Source organism: Pseudobdellovibrionaceae bacterium (genome assembly GCA_019637875.1).
Classification (GTDB): Bacteria; Bdellovibrionota; Bdellovibrionia; order Bdellovibrionales; family Bdellovibrionaceae; genus JAHBUW01.
In genome coordinates this window covers 196,891-212,489 of record JAHBUW010000001.1, presented here as the reverse complement: position 1 = coordinate 212,489, position 15,599 = coordinate 196,891, and the positions used below count along the sequence as shown (strand labels likewise).

Here is a 15,599-nt window from a genome sequence, read left to right as displayed (position 1 = left end):
TCGAGTTGAAAATGGAGGAGTTTCCGCGCCGATTCCGTTACGCTTGAAAGCGAATATGCGCCGCCTGTTTTACGCCGGAGTTTCGGCTTCGCTTTTCTTCTTCGCGCTTTCTGCCGCGCTGCAAGCGCCGGGGCTTTGGGGCTCGGGCGGGCTGTCTCCATTACGTTACCCGGAGATCTTCGGACTCACGCCCGGGGCGGGAGTCGGGGCTTTGTCGTGGACTCTCGTGGGTTTAAGTCTAGCGTCCTTCCTGCCCCGAGTTCGTTTCTTCGCCTGGCTGCTTTTTTATCCACTCGCGTTGATCCTGATGAACGGAGGCGGGCCCTTTCTGTCTTTCCAATGGGACACGCTGCTTCTGGAAGTGCTCGTTCTCGCCGCGCTGCTTGATCGGTGGGGCCTGGATTCCGCGTTTCCCGTTTGGGCCGGACGCGTCGCGCTTTTCAAACTCATGTTCCTTTCGGGCTGCGTGAAATTGCAAAGCGGCGATCCGACCTGGGCGGACCTGACGGCCCTGCACTATCACTTTTGGACGCAACCTTTGCCGACCCCGCTCGCGCCTTTCTTCGAGATGCTTCCGGACATCGTGAAGAAGTTCATGACCGTATCGACCCTCGCGCTCGAGATCGGCGGAGGCTTCATGCTGTTCCTGGGTCGACGCGCCCGTCAGACCGCCGCCGGCTCCTTCATCCTTCTGCAAGTCGTGATCGCGCTGACCGGCAACTACGCTTTCTTCAATCTGCTGAGCGCCACGCTCGCCCTTTTCGCTTTCATGGAAACCGGTCGTGAACGCCCCCGCGGCGAGATCGCACCGCTCTTCGCACGCACTGCCGGCGGAGTTTTGATCGTCGTATCGCTGCTGTGGTGCCTACGTCCTTTCGCGAGCGACGCCTTCACGCGCTTGGACCCGGTGCTGATGACGTTCATCGAAACGCGGGTGAACTCGAGCTACGGATTGTTCGCCGTCATGACGACCGAACGGGTTGAAGTTTCTATCGAGGGCACCCGCGACGGCATCCACTGGCAACCTTACCGCTTCAAATGGAAGCCCGATCGCACTGAAGACTGCGGATCTTGGATCGCGCCCCACCAACCGCGACTCGACTGGCAGATGTGGTTTCTTTCGCTCTCGGTACGGAGCGCGGATTGGTTGAACTACAGTCCTTGGTTCATGCACCTTCTGGACGGCATCGGCGAAGGGCGGCCCGCCGTGATGGCGCTGCTGCGTGAATCTCCGTTCGGGGAGGAACCGCCGCGGCTTCTCCGCGTTCACGCGCGCGAGTTCACTCCGGGGAGCGACGCCTGCTGGAACACGGGCGAACCTCGCGTGCTGCTGGCCCCGTTCACGCCCGACAGCCTGAAGAAATTTATCCGCTGATTTTAGGGGCGCTCCGCTCGGTCAGCGCAAGTCCCAGCATCGCGAGCATCAGCACCACGCAACCCAAGCTTTGCAAGGGCGCCAGGGATTCACGCAAAAACCACGCGCCCAGCACGATGGTCGTCAGCGGCTCGAGCGTCGACACGATCGAGACCTCCCAGCTTTTCAACTTCTGCAAGCCCGAGATGAAAAGCGACATCGCCAGCACGGTCGGAAACACGATGGTCAGCGCGAGCGGCCACGCCGAAACGGTCATCACCTCCACGACCCGCTCTTCCGAGCGAAAGTGAATGGCGAACAGCACCAGGCCCGCGAAAAGCTGGATCCACGCGACCGCCGACAAAGCCGGAACGCTTTTCAGCGAGAAACGCGCGAGCAAAATGTAGACGGAATAAAAAACCGCCGCCCCGAACCCGTAAAGCAGTCCCACGGGTGACCGCATCTCGTAATCAAAACCGATCACCAGCCCCAAACCCACAACAAGAAGCGGAAACAGCAGCCATTGCCGCGGTTGAATCTTTTCACCGAGAAAAAGCGAGGCCGCGACCGCGACGATCCACGGATACTGGTACAGCAGAAGCACCGACAACGCCGACGACAAATCCACCAGCGAACGGAAGAAAAGAAACGAAAAAAGCGCGTAGCCGACGATGCCGAGGCCCGCGCAGATCGCGATGTGTTTGGCGCTCAAACGCAGTTTTCCGCCGGTCAGCAGGATCCACAAAAACAACAAAATCCCCGCGCCCAGAAACCGCAGCGCGAGGAACTCGCCCGGCAGGACGCCCGCCTCGAACGCGGTCTTTCCGAAAAGCGAAAGGCTGCCGAAGAACACGCCGGACAGCGCGACTTGCAGAAAACCGAGACGACGGGTGCTCGTGATCACTCCGTGACCTCTTCAACCGAAGGAGGAAGCGGATCCACGTCATCCCCCGCGGACGGAGCCTCGGGCACGGGCGCGTCCTCGGTCTCGGTCTCGGTCGAAGGCGGAGGCGGAGGCGGCGCGGGCGGCTCGGCCAAGCCGGGGAGCGAAACGGCGGGCGCCTGATCGCCCGTTCCCGGCGCGGAACGCGAGTGCGTGGCCGGCGCTTCGCCCGCAGGTGGCGCGGGAACTTTCGTCACTTCGAAAGACAGCCGCCCGATCTCGCGATCGTCGGAGGTTTCGACCTGCACGCGCCATTTCCCCTCTTGATAGTTCTTCTTGAAAGCGAAGCCGCGGTAACCGTCGCCGCGACCGCCACGGATCGCGATGTTCTGCGCATCCATCGACGTCCAACCCGCGCGCGGATCCTTGAACATCCAGCGCAGCTTGATCTGGTCTTGAATGCGTCCCGGACTCGCGATCGCGAAGTAGGCGTAGATCAGATCGCCGGGTTTCGCCTGAAAGTCCTGGTCGCCGCGATGCCAGAATTTCCACCATGGACGCTCTTCCGTCAGGATGTAGGCGTCGCCCACTTTTTCGACTTTATGGAAGATCCCGATGTCCTTCAGCACGATCGGCACCGGCGGCACGGCCTTGAAGATGTACAAAACCAAGAAAACCACGAGCGCCGCGGCCGAGGGCCACAACAGCGAACGCGTTTCACGCAACTGCGAGGTGAACGCGCGGGTCAACAGCCAAGCGACGCAAGCAAGCACCAGTCCCGAAATCGTCCATGCGAACAAGAACGGGATCAAACCGACGTAGGTGAACAGAATCGGCATCAGGATTTGCAGGAAACACATCAAACACAAGGTCCAGAGGGCCCACCGGATGATCGGTCCCCGCCGTTGCAGCTGCGGGAACTCGTTCGCGACGAGCAGCGCGGCCATGGCGATCATGAAAATCAGCGCGGTCGCGAGCGATGCGGACTTGAAGAAGAACAGCGAATACAGACTTAGCAAACTTCCGAGCAGGAAATGCATCCCGATTTCGCGCAGGACCCACGCCTTTTGCGCCCACGGCGGCAGCGTCAGGGACTGTCGGTTATCGAGCGTCTCGAGATAGATGAAGAGCCCGATCAATACGAGATACACGCTCTGCTGAATCAGCGCGAAGGGATCATCGTAATCGGAGAGCGTGAAAATATCGAAAACGAAACCGCCGATGAAGATCAACGAGCCGAACAGGGCTTCGTTCGCGGCGTAGTACTGCGCCCAGCTTTGGGCAGAGGTTTTCGGACGATGCGCGAGTTTGTCTTTTAGAAATTGGATCATCGAGTCCAGCTTAAGGCGCGGTCCCCGTCCCGTACAGCGTTGGCACGGTGGACCGAGCCCCTCACTTTATTCGAACTAGTTGTACTTCACGGCGCAACCGTAAGCCGCGGTCGCCTTCGTTTCGACGGGTTTGCCCGCCATGCCGGCTTCCAGTGCCGCCGCGACGAAGTTCTTCGACGTGGGGATGACCTTGGGGTTCGCCGAGTTGTTGTCGTCGATCGCGCCCGCGTAGACGACTTTGCCTTCGGGGTTGATCACGTACATGTGGGGCGTGGTTTTCGCGCCGTACGCCTTACCCATCGCGCCGTCGGTGTCGATCAGGACCGCGGTCGGCTTCGCGCCTTCTTTAGTGAAGTTCGGCGCGACTTCCGCATTCGCCAGGAAACCCTGCTTGCCGGTCGCCGACGAAATCACCGTGTACCAAGTCACGCCTTGAGCCATGTATTTGGTCTGCAGGCCCTGCATGTTTTTAGAATCGTAGTGCTTGCGGACGTAGGGGCAATCTTTGTTGTACCACTCCAGAACGACCCACTTGCCTTTCGCGTCGGCCAAGCTGTGGGCTTTGCCGCTCGCATCCTTCACCGAGAACGCGGGAGCGGGGCTATCGACTTTGATTTCCGTTTGGGCGAAGGCGGGAATCGCGAGCGTCAGGGCCAACAAGGTAACGAGTGTCTTCATGTGTCCTCCTTAGGGGGCGAAAAGTTCGTTGATCATGTCGTGGGTCAGAATCTCAGGCAAGACTTTCACTTCACCCGAGGTTGAATAATAGACGTACAGCGGGACGGAGTTCCGTCCGAACGCGGCAAGGGCCTTCGTGATTTCGGGATCGCGGTCGGTCCAGTCCGCTTTCAGCAGTTTGACATTATGAGTGTGGAAAAGTTGTTGAATCGAGTCGGTATTCAAAACGTTGAGCTTGTTGACCTGGCAGGTGATGCACCACGAAGCGGTGAAGTCGACGAAGACGGGAGTTTTTCCCTTCGCCTCGGTCACGGCTTGGGCCGAGTACTTCGCCCGTGCGTCCGTCGCGGAACTTGCCGATCTCACGGGACGTGCCGTGCGCACGCCCGCGCCGACCCAGACGACGGCGCCCAACGCCACGATCGTCGCGGCCAGCTTCACCCCGGTGCGCGGCGCGCGCCCCGCCCACCAGATCGCGAAGGTGATCAAGATCAGCGCGAAAAGAACCTGCAACATGAAGTTCGGGCCCGTTTGGAACTGCAGCACCCACAGCAGCCACGCGGCGGTCGCGAGCATCGGGAAAGCCATGAACTGTTTGAAGGTCTCCATCCACGCGCCCGCCCTCGGTAAACGTCGACCCAACGCCGGGACTTCACCGAACAACAGCACCGGGAAGGCGAGGCCCAATCCCAAAGTTAAAAAAACCGAAAGCGCGGCCGGCACGGGCAAAAGCAAAGTCGCGCCGAGCGCCGACCCCATGAAAGGCGCCGTGCAGGGTGACGCCACGAAGACGGCCAGCACGCCGGTGCCGAACGAACCCGTGCCCCCCGCGAACCGGCCCGCGAAATTCATGACGCCGGTCCCGAGTTCGAATAGCCCCGCGAAGTTCAAGGCCATCAACACGAAAAGAATCAGCATCGCGAGCACGAAGCCCGGGAACTGCAGTTGAAAACCCCAGCCCAGGGCCTCGCCCCCCGCGCGCAGGATCATCAACCCTCCGCCAAGCGCGAGGAACGACAGCAAGACGCCCGCCGTGTACTGCCAACCTGAGCGTCGAACCGCCGCGCGATCCGGCTCGCGCACGATGCTGAACACCTTCAGCGCCAACACGGGGAACACGCACGGCATCAGGTTCAAAATCAAGCCGCCCAAAAACGCGAACAGCAGAATGCGCGCGAGCGCGAGTGGCGGAGACCTCAGCGACACCTCGGTCTCGTAGGCGCGGGACGCGGTCCCGTCCTGCAAAACGACCGTGAGCTTCGTCCGCTCAAGACCCGCGTCCCGGTTCATCGCGAACGGCAGCGCGATTTCGAAACCTCCGTCGGCGGCCGTGACCTGAGGCGCGCGGGTCGTGAAAATTTGCGGCGCGTTCGGGAAGACGAAGATCTCGCGCGCGCCCTCGATGCCGGTGACGCGATAGACGATTTCCGATTCATTCGCGCGGACGACCGTGAACGCGGGGCCGCCGCTCGCGGCGGGAACGCGCGCCGCGAACTCGTTCCAAAGTCGGCGGTCCGGATGATCCGCGGCCATCTCTGCGCGCGCGGTGCCGACGTTCAACGGCCAGCGAATCGTGCCGAAGACCGGAATGCATTCGACCTTGCAGACGAGCCACTCCAGCTCCAGGACGATCTCGCGTGCCCCCGCCGCGGGCTTCACTTTCAGCGGGAACAGCACGCGCTCGTTGTAACCGTAGTTGGTCAGCGGTGGGATCGGGATCCGCTCCGGAGCGGGCCAAGCCCAACTGCGGATTTCGGCGCCGACGGCATTCACTTTCGGCGACGCGCCCGAGTCCCCCGGGTTTTGCCAGTAGATGTGCCACTCGGGATCCAATTTAAAATCCAGCGCAAGGTCGACCTCATCGCCGTCGAGAATTTGCGACTGCAAAGCGAACACGCGCAGGGCCGAGTGCTCGCCTTTGATTTCGGTTTGCGCGTGGATCGTGAGACTCCAAAGAATCGCCAGACCGAAAATCAAACGCCTCATGCCTTTTCCTTTCCCGTGCGCATCCGGTAGTTCAAGGTCAAATAAGGCCAGCCGAAGAACCACATGCGATGCTCCGCCAACAAGATTTCACCTTCGCGCCAAACGTCGATCGTCTCGTTCAACGGCAAACGCAACCCGTGACCGCGGACGACCGCGAAGACGCCTTGATCGCCCGAAGGCCGCGCCCCGCTCAGCGTGGTCAGCCGCAAACCGCCGGATCTCACCGGATGATGAACCGGTAACAGGATGCTCGTCATATTTCCGAAAGGCAAAGGGAAGGCGATATTCATATAGCTCGCGCCCTCGCGCGCGTGAACGGCGTAGGCCGCGACGTAAACCGCTTTTCCCGTCGCCACGTCGGTCCGGATCCAACCGCGCGGACGCGCGCGTCCGTCACGGGATTCGTCCAGCGTCACGATACGTCCCGCGATTTTTTTGTCACGGTCAGGCAAGTGCAACTGCTCGCGCCGTCCGAACCAAGGCCCCACCATTTTGCGCCAGAGCCACGCGAAGGCCGGCGCCGAGGTCGCCGTGACGTCCAGCTCGAAGTCCGCGGTCCGCTCGTAAAAGTCGCGAACGCCGGGATCGACTTGAGCGGGATCGAACTCCGCGCGCGCGAGCTCCGCGAAACGATCCGTCAATCCGCGCGCGTGTCCCGCGATCACGTGGGGATCGAAAAACGCCGCGCCGACTTTGCGACCGGCGGACCAGCGCGCGAAAGGCAGACGTTCGCGAGGTTCCGACAGACTCCAACCGTTCCAAACCGCCAAAAAAAGAAGCGCGGGCGGCCACACGAAAGCGTTCAGCACCCCGTGAGTCTTCGCCATGGCGGAAAACTCGGCGAGCTTCCCCGTGCGAAAGGCGTAAAGCACCGCGAGCGTCAACGCGACGGCTCCCGCAAGAACCGAGGTTCCTAAAAGAAGTTTGGAAATCACTCCCCGTGCGAGTTCGCGGTGAACTCGAAGGCTCGTCACCAGCAAGATCGCGCCCGCGCACGCCATCAGCACGGCGCCGATCTTTTCGAGCGTGGGAGAGCCGTTGATGCCGCGAGCGACGGCCGCAAAACCAACGAACCAAACAAAAAGCGCGAGGGCCCCCGCCCGCGCCGGGCCCGCTCGCCCCAAGTCCTCGATCCGCGCGACCATCAAGGCGTAGCCCAGCGGAAGGATCGCCGCCGCGTAATGAAAATGAATCGCGGTCAGGGTTTTCCAAGGCTCATCGAATCCCAGAAAGGCGGCTTCGGTGCGCGCGGCCCCGAACCACACGACGCCCCCGGCAAGTCCGAGCAGTCCGTAACCCACCGCCGTGCGCGCGCCACCGATCACGCCCCAGAAAAGAAGGCGGCGTACCCCCGCAAATGCCGCGTAAAGACCGAGAAGTCCCCAACCGAGCGCGAGCGCTCCCGAAATCGCCGAGCCCGCCGGGAAGAGGAGACTCAGGATCGCCGTCAGTGACGCCACCCGCAAAAGCCAAAATCGCAGTCCGCCTCCGGGACGCAGTGACGCGTCGATCTGCGCGAGCACAAGCGGCACCCACACCATCAACGCGCAGCCCAGCACCAACAGAAAGAAGAGCGGTAAATCCATCGACCTTCTTTTTGCTGCGTCCTGGCCCAGCGATCAAGACCTTTGACCGCGTGAAAGCGGGGCGCCTAGCTTATCCCGCATGAATAACGAAATCCCCTATGCCATTCCGCCGCGCACCGCCCACGTCGGCGGACCGCAGATCAAACGCGTTCTTCCGTGGTCGCAAAAGCGCACCGTCGGCCCCTTCATTTTTTTGGATCATTTTCCGTCGACGCCCTTCGCGGCCGGTGACGGCTTCAACGTGCGCTCGCATCCGCACATCGGGCTTTCGACTTTGAGCTATCTGCTCGAAGGCGCGGTCCTGCACCACGACTCGCTCGGTTACAAACAAGTGCTGCGCCCCGGGGATGTGAACTGGATGACCGCCGGACGCGGCATCGCCCACTCCGAGAAGACTCCCGAAGAACTCCGCGACCGCGCCTACCATCTGCATCTTTTGCAGTTCTGGGTTGCGCTGCCCGTCGCGCACGAAAAGGTCGAACCTTCCTTCACCCACCATCCGGCGAACACCATTCCCGAAATGAAAATTCCCGGCGCGCACCTGCGGGTCGTGGCGGGTGAATTTCAAGGGACGCGTTCGCCCGTCAAAGCGTACTCGCCCCTGCATTTCGTGGACGTGAAAATCGAAGCGGGCGGCAGCGCCCCCGCGCAAGTGCCCGGGCACGAAAGCGCCTTCTACGTCTTGGACGGAGAAGTGTCCTTCGAAAGCCCGCGCGGCACGATCACCGCCACCGCGGGAGAGTGTTACTTTTTAGGTGAGACCGGCTCGACGACATTGAAAGCCCAAGCCCCCGCGCACGTGGTGCTCTTCGGCGGTGAAGCGTTCCCGGAAGAACGATTCATCGAGTGGAACTTCGTCGCCTCCAGCCGCGCGCTCATCGATGCCGCCAAAGCCGCGTGGGCGGACGGCAGCTTCCCGCAAGTTCCCGGTGAAACCGATATCATCCCGCTGCCCCGCTAGCCCTTCACGGACAAAGGAGTTTCCGTGCTTTTCTCGTTTTTGCTGTCCACCGCCCTCGCCGCCCCCGTGCCCGCCACCAATCCGCTGCCGACCGTCACGGCTTCGAGCTTCCGCATCGGGCAAGAATGGATCTGGGATTACAGCGAAGCTTCGGGCGCGCCCTATTCTTCCGAGCGCTACCGCGTAATCGCCATTCGTGGAAACATCGTGGAATTTGAAATGGCCTCGACCTACGGAAACGCCGCGGGGGAGCCCATTCCCGAAACGCCGCACCACCGATTGATCGCGGATCTCGCGCGCTGCCTGAAAGCGCACGCGAATCCCGCGTCACCGCAGCCGTGGTCCATCGAACTTCTTTACTGGGATCAGAAACAAGCGAAGTGGATCTCCGGGGGAATTCAGCACCCGCTCGCGTTCGAGGAAAAATTCAACTGCGATCCGCACGCCCGCTCGACGCCCTATCGTGATCCCGTGCAGCTGGACCAAAAACAAGGGGTCGACGCCTTCCATTCGCGCTCACGCAACGGCCAAGATCGCTCGTGGTACGAACTGGACGGGACAAATGCGGCGGTCGCTGTGGAAAAAGAGTTTCACCAGCAAGGCCGCCTCACCTACCGCTTCATTCGTCGTCGCTGACCGTCGGATTTTGCGGCGTCAATTGGGGAGTTTTGGCTGCCAATTCGAGGACCCGCCTTTGCTTCGTTGATGTGCGGAGAGAAGGAGGTGTCAAGTGAGTAACCTAAGTCGCAAACAACTGATGATCGCTGGCTCCCTCTGCCTGGGAATGGCCGCGATCGGCACAACCGCCATGTCGGCGGTGGGAACCATCGATTCCAATCGATCGATTCCGATGAACGATTTCAACTCGGGAATGGGCTTGCCTCTGTCGAATCCGACCGGAAGCGTGACCACGCCGATCGACGCCGCCACGTTGGCCGCGTTGAACAGCGAGTGGACCGCCGTACGCGAAAACTACATCCGTTTGGGACAACAGATCACCGAACCCGAGATGAATATGAACTCGGAAGGCCTGATCCGCGACATGTCCATGCGATTGCAGATTTTGAATCGGCAAACGCCCCCCGCGGCGGCGGGATTGACCGGCAGCGACCGCACCATGGTCGTGAATGAATTCCGCGGCGAACTCGCCACCATGGAGGACCAGCTCGATCGCGTGATCGCGGCCCTGCAGATGGACGACAACGAAGCCGCCTGGGAGGAGTTCAGTCAGATCCGCCTCATGCACGGCGAACGTTACGGCCTGCAATAGGCGCGAGAAAGATCGATCGTGCCGAAAAGAAAAAGGAGGGTTTCCCCTCCTTTTTTCTTTCGCGAATGTCGTCCGAATTTAGTTATCGAAGAACGAATAACCCGCCGACGGAGCCAGGTCGTGAATGCGACCGTCGAAAGCCGTCGAAATCGCGGTCGATTGACCGTTCGCCACCCGGTACAGCTTACCGTCGTCGCCCAGCCCCAGGGTCTCGGCGCCCGAGCGGTACAGACGTTTGAACACACGGTCCAGAGTCACGGTCGAAGCCCGCACGACGCCCGAGCCACGCTCGCAGGTCAGGTCGTAAACTTTGCCGCTTTCCATCTGCAGTTGAACGCTGGTCGCGCCGCGGTCGTAACCGTTCGGGTAGACCAGAGTTTTCGGACGTTCGCCGTTGATCGTCACGTCGCGAGTTGCGTCGCTACGGGGATCGCACTGGAAGCGCACGCGATCCGCGAACACGCGCGCCGTCCACTGCGCCGACATATGAACGTCGACCCACTTCGCGCGGTCGGCGGGCGACTGCGAGTTGTAATCGGCGGCGATATCGCCGGCCTGTTGCGCGATTTCACCTTCGCCGCGCGCGAAGACGTAACGGGCTTGGCCCGATTTGTCTTCGGGAAAAAGGATCATGTGCTGCGCGCGCATGATCAAACGGCCCAGCTCGGGAGCCTGGCCCAGCGCCGTGGTCGCGTAACCTTGAGTCGCGTCCAAAGAAACGAACTCTTTGTTCTTCGTCATGAGAACGAATTTGGGATCGCGGCCCACGCGCACGGTCGTGTCGAAAGCCTCGTCCGCGTAGGTGATAGCCGACGACTTCGCGTAAGCCCGCAGCGCGGGGTGGACGTCGGGAGCGTAACGTGCGATCTGCGCGTAAGTCTCGACCGAGACCGCGTAAGATCCGCCGTCGCTGATGCGCGTGTCGCAGGCGCCCTGGATGCCCGAACGGGGTCCTTTGCGGCAAGTGACGTGCGGATAGCCGTCGATGTGACGGGCCTCATGCATCATGACGCTCGCGCGATCCAGCGAAGTGAAATTCGCCGACAACATCATCGGGCAGACGTACATCGTCGAACCCCACATATAAACGAAAGCGCCGACGCCCTTGGGGCAGGAGCCTTGGATATTGATGTCGGTGATCCGCTGTTCGAAGTAACCGTACCAGTCCTTCGCGAAACGGCCCGAGAAGAGCTCATCCGAACTCACGGGCATATTGTTTTCGAAGCGCGTTTTGCGCATGAACATCAAACTGTCGATCAGGTTCGCGGTTTCCGAGCCGTCCAGACAGTAGTCGCCGCCCGCCAGATTGCGAAACTGCGGGAAATCGCGGACGATCGCCGCCATTTCACTCTGCGGAATGCACTCTTTCGCCGGGTTCGGATTGATTGAGATTTGCGCCTGGGCTTGAGCCGTGAAACCGACCACCAGCACGAACAATAAAGATACGAAACGACCATCCCTGATCATGAATTCCCCCTCATAAGATCAAGCGTTACGTGAAGCACGGAGATACGAACACCGTGCGCACGCGCCGCCAAGATCTTTCTGTTAGAAAATTCAGCTTTCCGAGCGAGAGCTCACTTATTCGAGCCCTTCAGCCCGGGCGCGTTGATTTGCCAAGTCGCGCAAATAAGGATCGTCAATACGGCGAATCGCTTGCGCTAATAAGTCCCGCTTCGAGGGATCTTTTTTCGCCTCGCTGATGAGTCCGTCGATGACCATCAACCGCAGGCTGCGCTCGCGCATCAGGCGCACTTCCTCTTCGCTGTGCGGACGAGCGGGGCCTTCCGGCAGCTTTTCGTCGAGCACCCGTTCCACCGCGGCGAGATCGAAGAAGCCTCCCAACCCCATCATGAAGGCGGACAGCACCCGCTCGTTCGCGGGACCTTCGGTATCCAAGATTTGCCGGGCGACCTCGCCCCACTCGGTCGGCGTGAACTTGCGCAGTTTGTTTTGAATCTCGCGCAGGCGCGCGTTTTCATCGACGCCGGTCCGATTGACCGCGCGGGCCTCTTCCCGAAGCCAGCCGCGCAGCTCAACCAAGCGCTGCGTTTCTTCCGGCGTGAGAGGAGCGCCGCCCGTGGGCGCGGCCGCAACGTCCGCGAGTTCTTCCGTTTCGCTTACCGCGGGTGTGCCGTCCGGAGTTTCAATGACGACATGGTTGATCCCGGCCGACCGCTGCGCCCACCAGGCGCCTGCGGCCAACCCGCACAGTCCCACGAGCGCGAGTCCGAACAGCAGCCGGGGCTTCATCGAGGACCTCCTTGGGGGGCCGCTTCCACCGCGCGGGTCAGAAAGGGCAACAGACCGAGATCAAACGTCGTATCGATCAGAACCAGGACAAGATAGAGCACGAAAAGGACGACGACCGCCACCAAGGTCGAATGGAGCCAAGGCCCCATCCGGGGACCCACGAGGCGCAGGCTGTGGCGTTTCGCTTCTTCGGATTTCCGGTGCAGGAATTGCGCGAAGGCGTCGAATGTGCTATGGATCATGCGCCCGCATTCAAACAAAAGCCCGCGCGGTGGTCACGGCTGTATTTCCTTCATCAAATCTGAATTGTTAGCACGACGCAGCATAATCTGCTAAACCAGCCTGACTCTTCGAAGAAACGAGAATCCTTTTGAATTCATTTGCTGACTTCAACCTGAACGAACGCCTTCTTGCGACCTTGTCCAAGCTCGGGTTCGAAAAGCCCTCTCCCATCCAAGCGGAGTCCATTCCGCTGCTGAAGGATTTCGACCGTGATTTCATCGGCTTGGCGCCGACCGGGACAGGCAAAACCGCGGCCTTTTCGCTGCCGCTTCTGAACAATCTCGATCCGAAAATGAAGGCCCTCCAAGCCTTGATCCTTTGCCCCACGCGCGAACTCGCCCTACAGGTCGCGACTCAGATCAACAAATTGGGCGAGGACATGGGTCTGCGCGCGGCCGCCGTTTACGGAGGTTCGGGCTATTCGGACCAGCTGCGCGCGCTGCGCTCGGGCGTGCCGATCATCGTCGGGACTCCCGGCCGTTTGCTGGATCATTTGCGCAGCGGCAACCTGCGTTTGGACTCGTTGAAGGCCCTCGTCCTCGACGAAGCGGACGAGATGATCTCGATGGGTTTCCAGGAAGACATCGAAACGATTCTGGAAGCGATCCCCGAAGGTCAGTCGCGTTTGTGGCTGTTCTCGGCGACCATGTCGCCCGAAATCCGTCGCATCGCCGACAACTACCTGACCACGCCCGCGCGCGTGGAGCTGACTCAGAAAAACAAAGTTCCCGATGCGCTTCAACAGATCTACTACGTCACCCGCGAGTCGAATAAACCCGACGTCCTCGGCAAACTGATCGAAGACGCGGGCGACTTCTACGGTTTGATTTTCTGTCAGACGAAAGTGCAAGTTTCGGATTTGACCCAACGCCTGGTCGACAGCGGTTACAAAGTCGATTGTCTGCACGGGGATAAAACGCAAGAAGCGCGCGAGCGCACGCTGCGTTCGTTCCGTGAGCGTAAGCTTCAGATCCTGGTCTGCACGGACGTCGCCGCGCGCGGTATCGACGTGCAAGACATCACTCACGTCGTGAACTACTCGATCCCCCGCGAGACCGAAAACTACGTCCACCGTATCGGACGGACCGCGCGGAACGGGAAGCCCGGGATCGCGATGAGCCTCGTCTCGCCGGCGCAGCGCCAGCTGATCAGCCGCTGCGAAAAGCGCACGGGCGTGAAGATGAAAGAGGGTGTGATTCCCTCGAACCGTATCCTCAAAGAAAAGAAACTCGCGCAGTTGTTCTTGAAATTCCAAACCGCGGAAACTCATCCCGAAGGTTTGGAGCGCGTCAGCTCCGTTTGGGGCGAAGCGATCAAAGAGATGACCCGCGAAGAGATCGCGGCGCGCTTGCTCGCGCTGATCTCGCCCGACCTGATGCAGGCCACGCCCGTCGCCACTCCGGAGGCGGCTTCGGATCGTCCCTTCGGTAAGCGCAAATTCTCGCGTGACGATTCGTCGGATCGCGACGAACGTCGCCCGTCGGCCGGTCGCTACAGTCGCGGAAGCGGCGGCAGTGGCGGCGGATACGCTCGCCGCGACCGTGGTGACAACGCTCCCGCGGAACGCACGTCGCCCTGGCGCCGTCGCGAAGGTGCCGCTGGTGAACGCTCGGAGCGTCCCGCATCCAAGCCCTACTTCCGCCGCGATGAAGGCGAAAGCCGTCCCCCGCGCCGCTTTGACGATGACGGTGACAGCCGTCCCCGCAAGCCCGGCGCTTGGAACGCGAACGCGCCCAAACCCGCCGGCCCCCGCAAAGCCTTCCGTAAAAACGATGGCGCCCGGACCGAAGGCGATGGTCCCGTGAAACGTGGCGGTGCAGGGCCCAGCCTTCGTGAAGAGTCCCAGCAACGCCGCAAGTTCCCCCGCCGTAGCGCGGAGTAGTGGGGAATTTCTCCTGAAAAAGGGGGCGGAACTCTTGGTTCTGCCCTTGCAATAGCCTCCAGTCGGCGTTCTTGAAAACGAACAAACACTGGAGGAAATCATGGTACGCGCAGCACTCGCATTCTTTATCTTGGCATTGGTCGCTTACGTTCTGGGAGCCACAGGCCTGGCCGGTCTGTCCGTTGATATCGGACAAACTTTGCTGGTCGTCTTCCTGGTCCTGGCGATCATCAGCTTCGGTATCGGTCTGATCTCGGGCCGTTCGCCGAAATCTCTACCGTAACGGTCAGCTTAAATCAGAACTTCCATTAACGCGCCGGTAACGGCGGACCGATGGAACCGAAAGCCCCGTGTCGTACGACACGGGGCTTTTGCATTCGTGGCCCGACGTACGTCGAGAGGAAGTCCGTGGTCAGGTTGAAAATGAAAGCCGAATCGTTTCTGCTGGAGATGAGAGGTTCAACTTTGCCTGATCAACAGATCTCACCCGCAGACGGTTTCTGGAGTTTGTTCCAGGGCCCCGATCAGATCCGTATCGACGGACTGCGCTTGGTGCAGTTGAACGCGCTCGTCCGCAGCTTTTCACTCGCCGGCCTTGAAGATTGGTTCGTGTGGTACGAAGGCGCGAAGGACTGGTCACCGCTACCCGATCTGGTGGAGTTCATCAACAACGCCGGCCAACTGCAAAACCTGCCGCCCATCCCCGTGAAACCGATGACCGAGGCTTACGAGGAAGACACGCAGCCCGCAATCCCGATCGCGAAAGCCGCCCCCCACGGCGAAAAAACGCAGACCCAAACGAAAACGATCACCCGTTCGCTCACCCGCGACGGACGGATCTTGCCGCGTTTCCAGATGAGGATTCCCGCGACCGTCGATTTCAAAGGCAAAGTCATCCGGACCGAAACGATCGACATCTCGCTGGCGGGAATGAAGATCAAAGATCCCGTGCCGTTCCCGACGGACGCGATCGTCATCGTGACGCTCAACCATAATCAAACGGAGTTGGTCATGCGGTGCCGCGTGGTCGATTCTCCGAACGGCGTCGCGAAACAACGCCTGATCATCGAAACCTGTCACCGCATGGATCTTTTGCGGAAGTGGGTTCTGGGGAAGAACCCCGGATAAGTCGC

Annotated in this window: 15 protein-coding genes; 7 read left to right on the top strand and 8 right to left on the bottom strand. The window is 60.8% G+C overall.

Annotated elements, in window-relative coordinates:
- Positions 1 to 55: 55 nt before the first annotated feature.
- Positions 56 to 1,375 carry a lipase maturation factor family protein gene (locus KF767_01115; protein MBX3016459.1) on the top strand — a complete coding sequence of 440 codons (1,320 nt, stop codon included), beginning with the start codon at positions 56 to 58 and terminating at the stop codon, positions 1,373 to 1,375.
- Here KF767_01115 and KF767_01110 read toward each other — a convergent pair.
- The 5 genes from KF767_01110 to KF767_01090 form a co-directional block, all read right to left on the bottom strand.
- Positions 1,365 to 2,258: a DMT family transporter gene (locus KF767_01110; GenBank protein MBX3016458.1), complete on the bottom strand. Its 894-nt coding sequence runs from the start codon at positions 2,256 to 2,258 to the stop codon at positions 1,365 to 1,367. The two genes, KF767_01115 and KF767_01110, sit on opposite strands and share 11 nt — an antisense overlap.
- Positions 2,255 to 3,568: a DUF2914 domain-containing protein gene (locus KF767_01105; GenBank protein MBX3016457.1), complete on the bottom strand. Its 1,314-nt coding sequence runs from the start codon at positions 3,566 to 3,568 to the stop codon at positions 2,255 to 2,257. Before KF767_01105 ends, KF767_01110 begins: the two co-directional genes overlap by 4 nt.
- 75 nt (positions 3,569 to 3,643) lie before the next feature.
- Positions 3,644 to 4,246, bottom strand: coding sequence for a thioredoxin family protein (locus tag KF767_01100; protein ID MBX3016456.1), 603 nt, complete (start codon positions 4,244 to 4,246; stop codon positions 3,644 to 3,646).
- 9 nt (positions 4,247 to 4,255) lie between these two features.
- On the bottom strand, positions 4,256 to 6,232 hold the full coding sequence (locus KF767_01095) for a thioredoxin family protein (protein ID MBX3016455.1): 1,977 nt from the start codon (positions 6,230 to 6,232) through the stop codon (positions 4,256 to 4,258).
- Positions 6,229 to 7,818, bottom strand: a complete 1,590-nt coding sequence (locus tag KF767_01090) for a YndJ family transporter (protein MBX3016454.1) — start codon at positions 7,816 to 7,818, stop codon at positions 6,229 to 6,231. The genes KF767_01095 and KF767_01090 overlap by 4 nt, the downstream gene beginning before the upstream one ends.
- 79 nt (positions 7,819 to 7,897) lie before the next feature.
- Here KF767_01090 and KF767_01085 point away from each other — a divergent pair, with 79 nt between their 5' ends.
- The 3 genes from KF767_01085 to KF767_01075 all read left to right on the top strand — a co-directional run bounded on the left by KF767_01085 (position 7,898) and on the right by KF767_01075 (position 10,049).
- Positions 7,898 to 8,779: a pirin family protein gene (locus tag KF767_01085; protein MBX3016453.1), complete on the top strand. Its 882-nt coding sequence runs from the start codon at positions 7,898 to 7,900 to the stop codon at positions 8,777 to 8,779.
- Positions 8,780 to 8,803: 24 nt separating this feature from the next.
- Positions 8,804 to 9,415: a hypothetical protein gene (locus KF767_01080; protein ID MBX3016452.1), complete on the top strand. Its 612-nt coding sequence runs from the start codon at positions 8,804 to 8,806 to the stop codon at positions 9,413 to 9,415.
- Between the two features lie 94 nt (positions 9,416 to 9,509).
- Positions 9,510 to 10,049 (top strand): hypothetical protein, encoded by a 540-nt coding sequence (locus KF767_01075; GenBank protein MBX3016451.1) that lies wholly within the window; start codon positions 9,510 to 9,512, stop codon positions 10,047 to 10,049.
- A 78-nt stretch (positions 10,050 to 10,127) separates the two neighbouring features.
- Here KF767_01075 and KF767_01070 read toward each other — a convergent pair whose 3' ends face one another.
- The 3 genes from KF767_01070 to KF767_01060 form a co-directional block, all read right to left on the bottom strand.
- Positions 10,128 to 11,516 carry a hypothetical protein gene (locus KF767_01070; GenBank protein MBX3016450.1) on the bottom strand — a complete coding sequence of 463 codons (1,389 nt, stop codon included), beginning with the start codon at positions 11,514 to 11,516 and terminating at the stop codon, positions 10,128 to 10,130.
- Between the two features lie 114 nt (positions 11,517 to 11,630).
- Positions 11,631 to 12,302 carry a hypothetical protein gene (locus KF767_01065; protein MBX3016449.1) on the bottom strand — a complete coding sequence of 224 codons (672 nt, stop codon included), beginning with the start codon at positions 12,300 to 12,302 and terminating at the stop codon, positions 11,631 to 11,633.
- Positions 12,299 to 12,544 (bottom strand): hypothetical protein, encoded by a 246-nt coding sequence (locus KF767_01060; protein ID MBX3016448.1) that lies wholly within the window; start codon positions 12,542 to 12,544, stop codon positions 12,299 to 12,301. Before KF767_01060 ends, KF767_01065 begins: the two co-directional genes overlap by 4 nt.
- 128 nt (positions 12,545 to 12,672) lie before the next feature.
- On the opposite strand from KF767_01060, the gene KF767_01055 reads away from it, so the two are divergent.
- From KF767_01055 to KF767_01045, 3 genes are all read left to right on the top strand, one after another.
- A complete protein-coding gene (locus KF767_01055; protein MBX3016447.1) occupies positions 12,673 to 14,466 on the top strand; it encodes a DEAD/DEAH box helicase in 1,794 nt (597 codons plus the stop codon).
- A 100-nt stretch (positions 14,467 to 14,566) separates the two neighbouring features.
- The gene (locus tag KF767_01050) at positions 14,567 to 14,749 is read left to right on the top strand and encodes a DUF1328 domain-containing protein (GenBank protein ID MBX3016446.1); all 183 of its coding nucleotides are present in this window, start codon (positions 14,567 to 14,569) and stop codon (positions 14,747 to 14,749) included.
- Between the two features lie 182 nt (positions 14,750 to 14,931).
- The gene (locus KF767_01045) at positions 14,932 to 15,594 is read left to right on the top strand and encodes a PilZ domain-containing protein (protein ID MBX3016445.1); all 663 of its coding nucleotides are present in this window, start codon (positions 14,932 to 14,934) and stop codon (positions 15,592 to 15,594) included.
- Positions 15,595 to 15,599 lie beyond the last annotated feature (5 nt).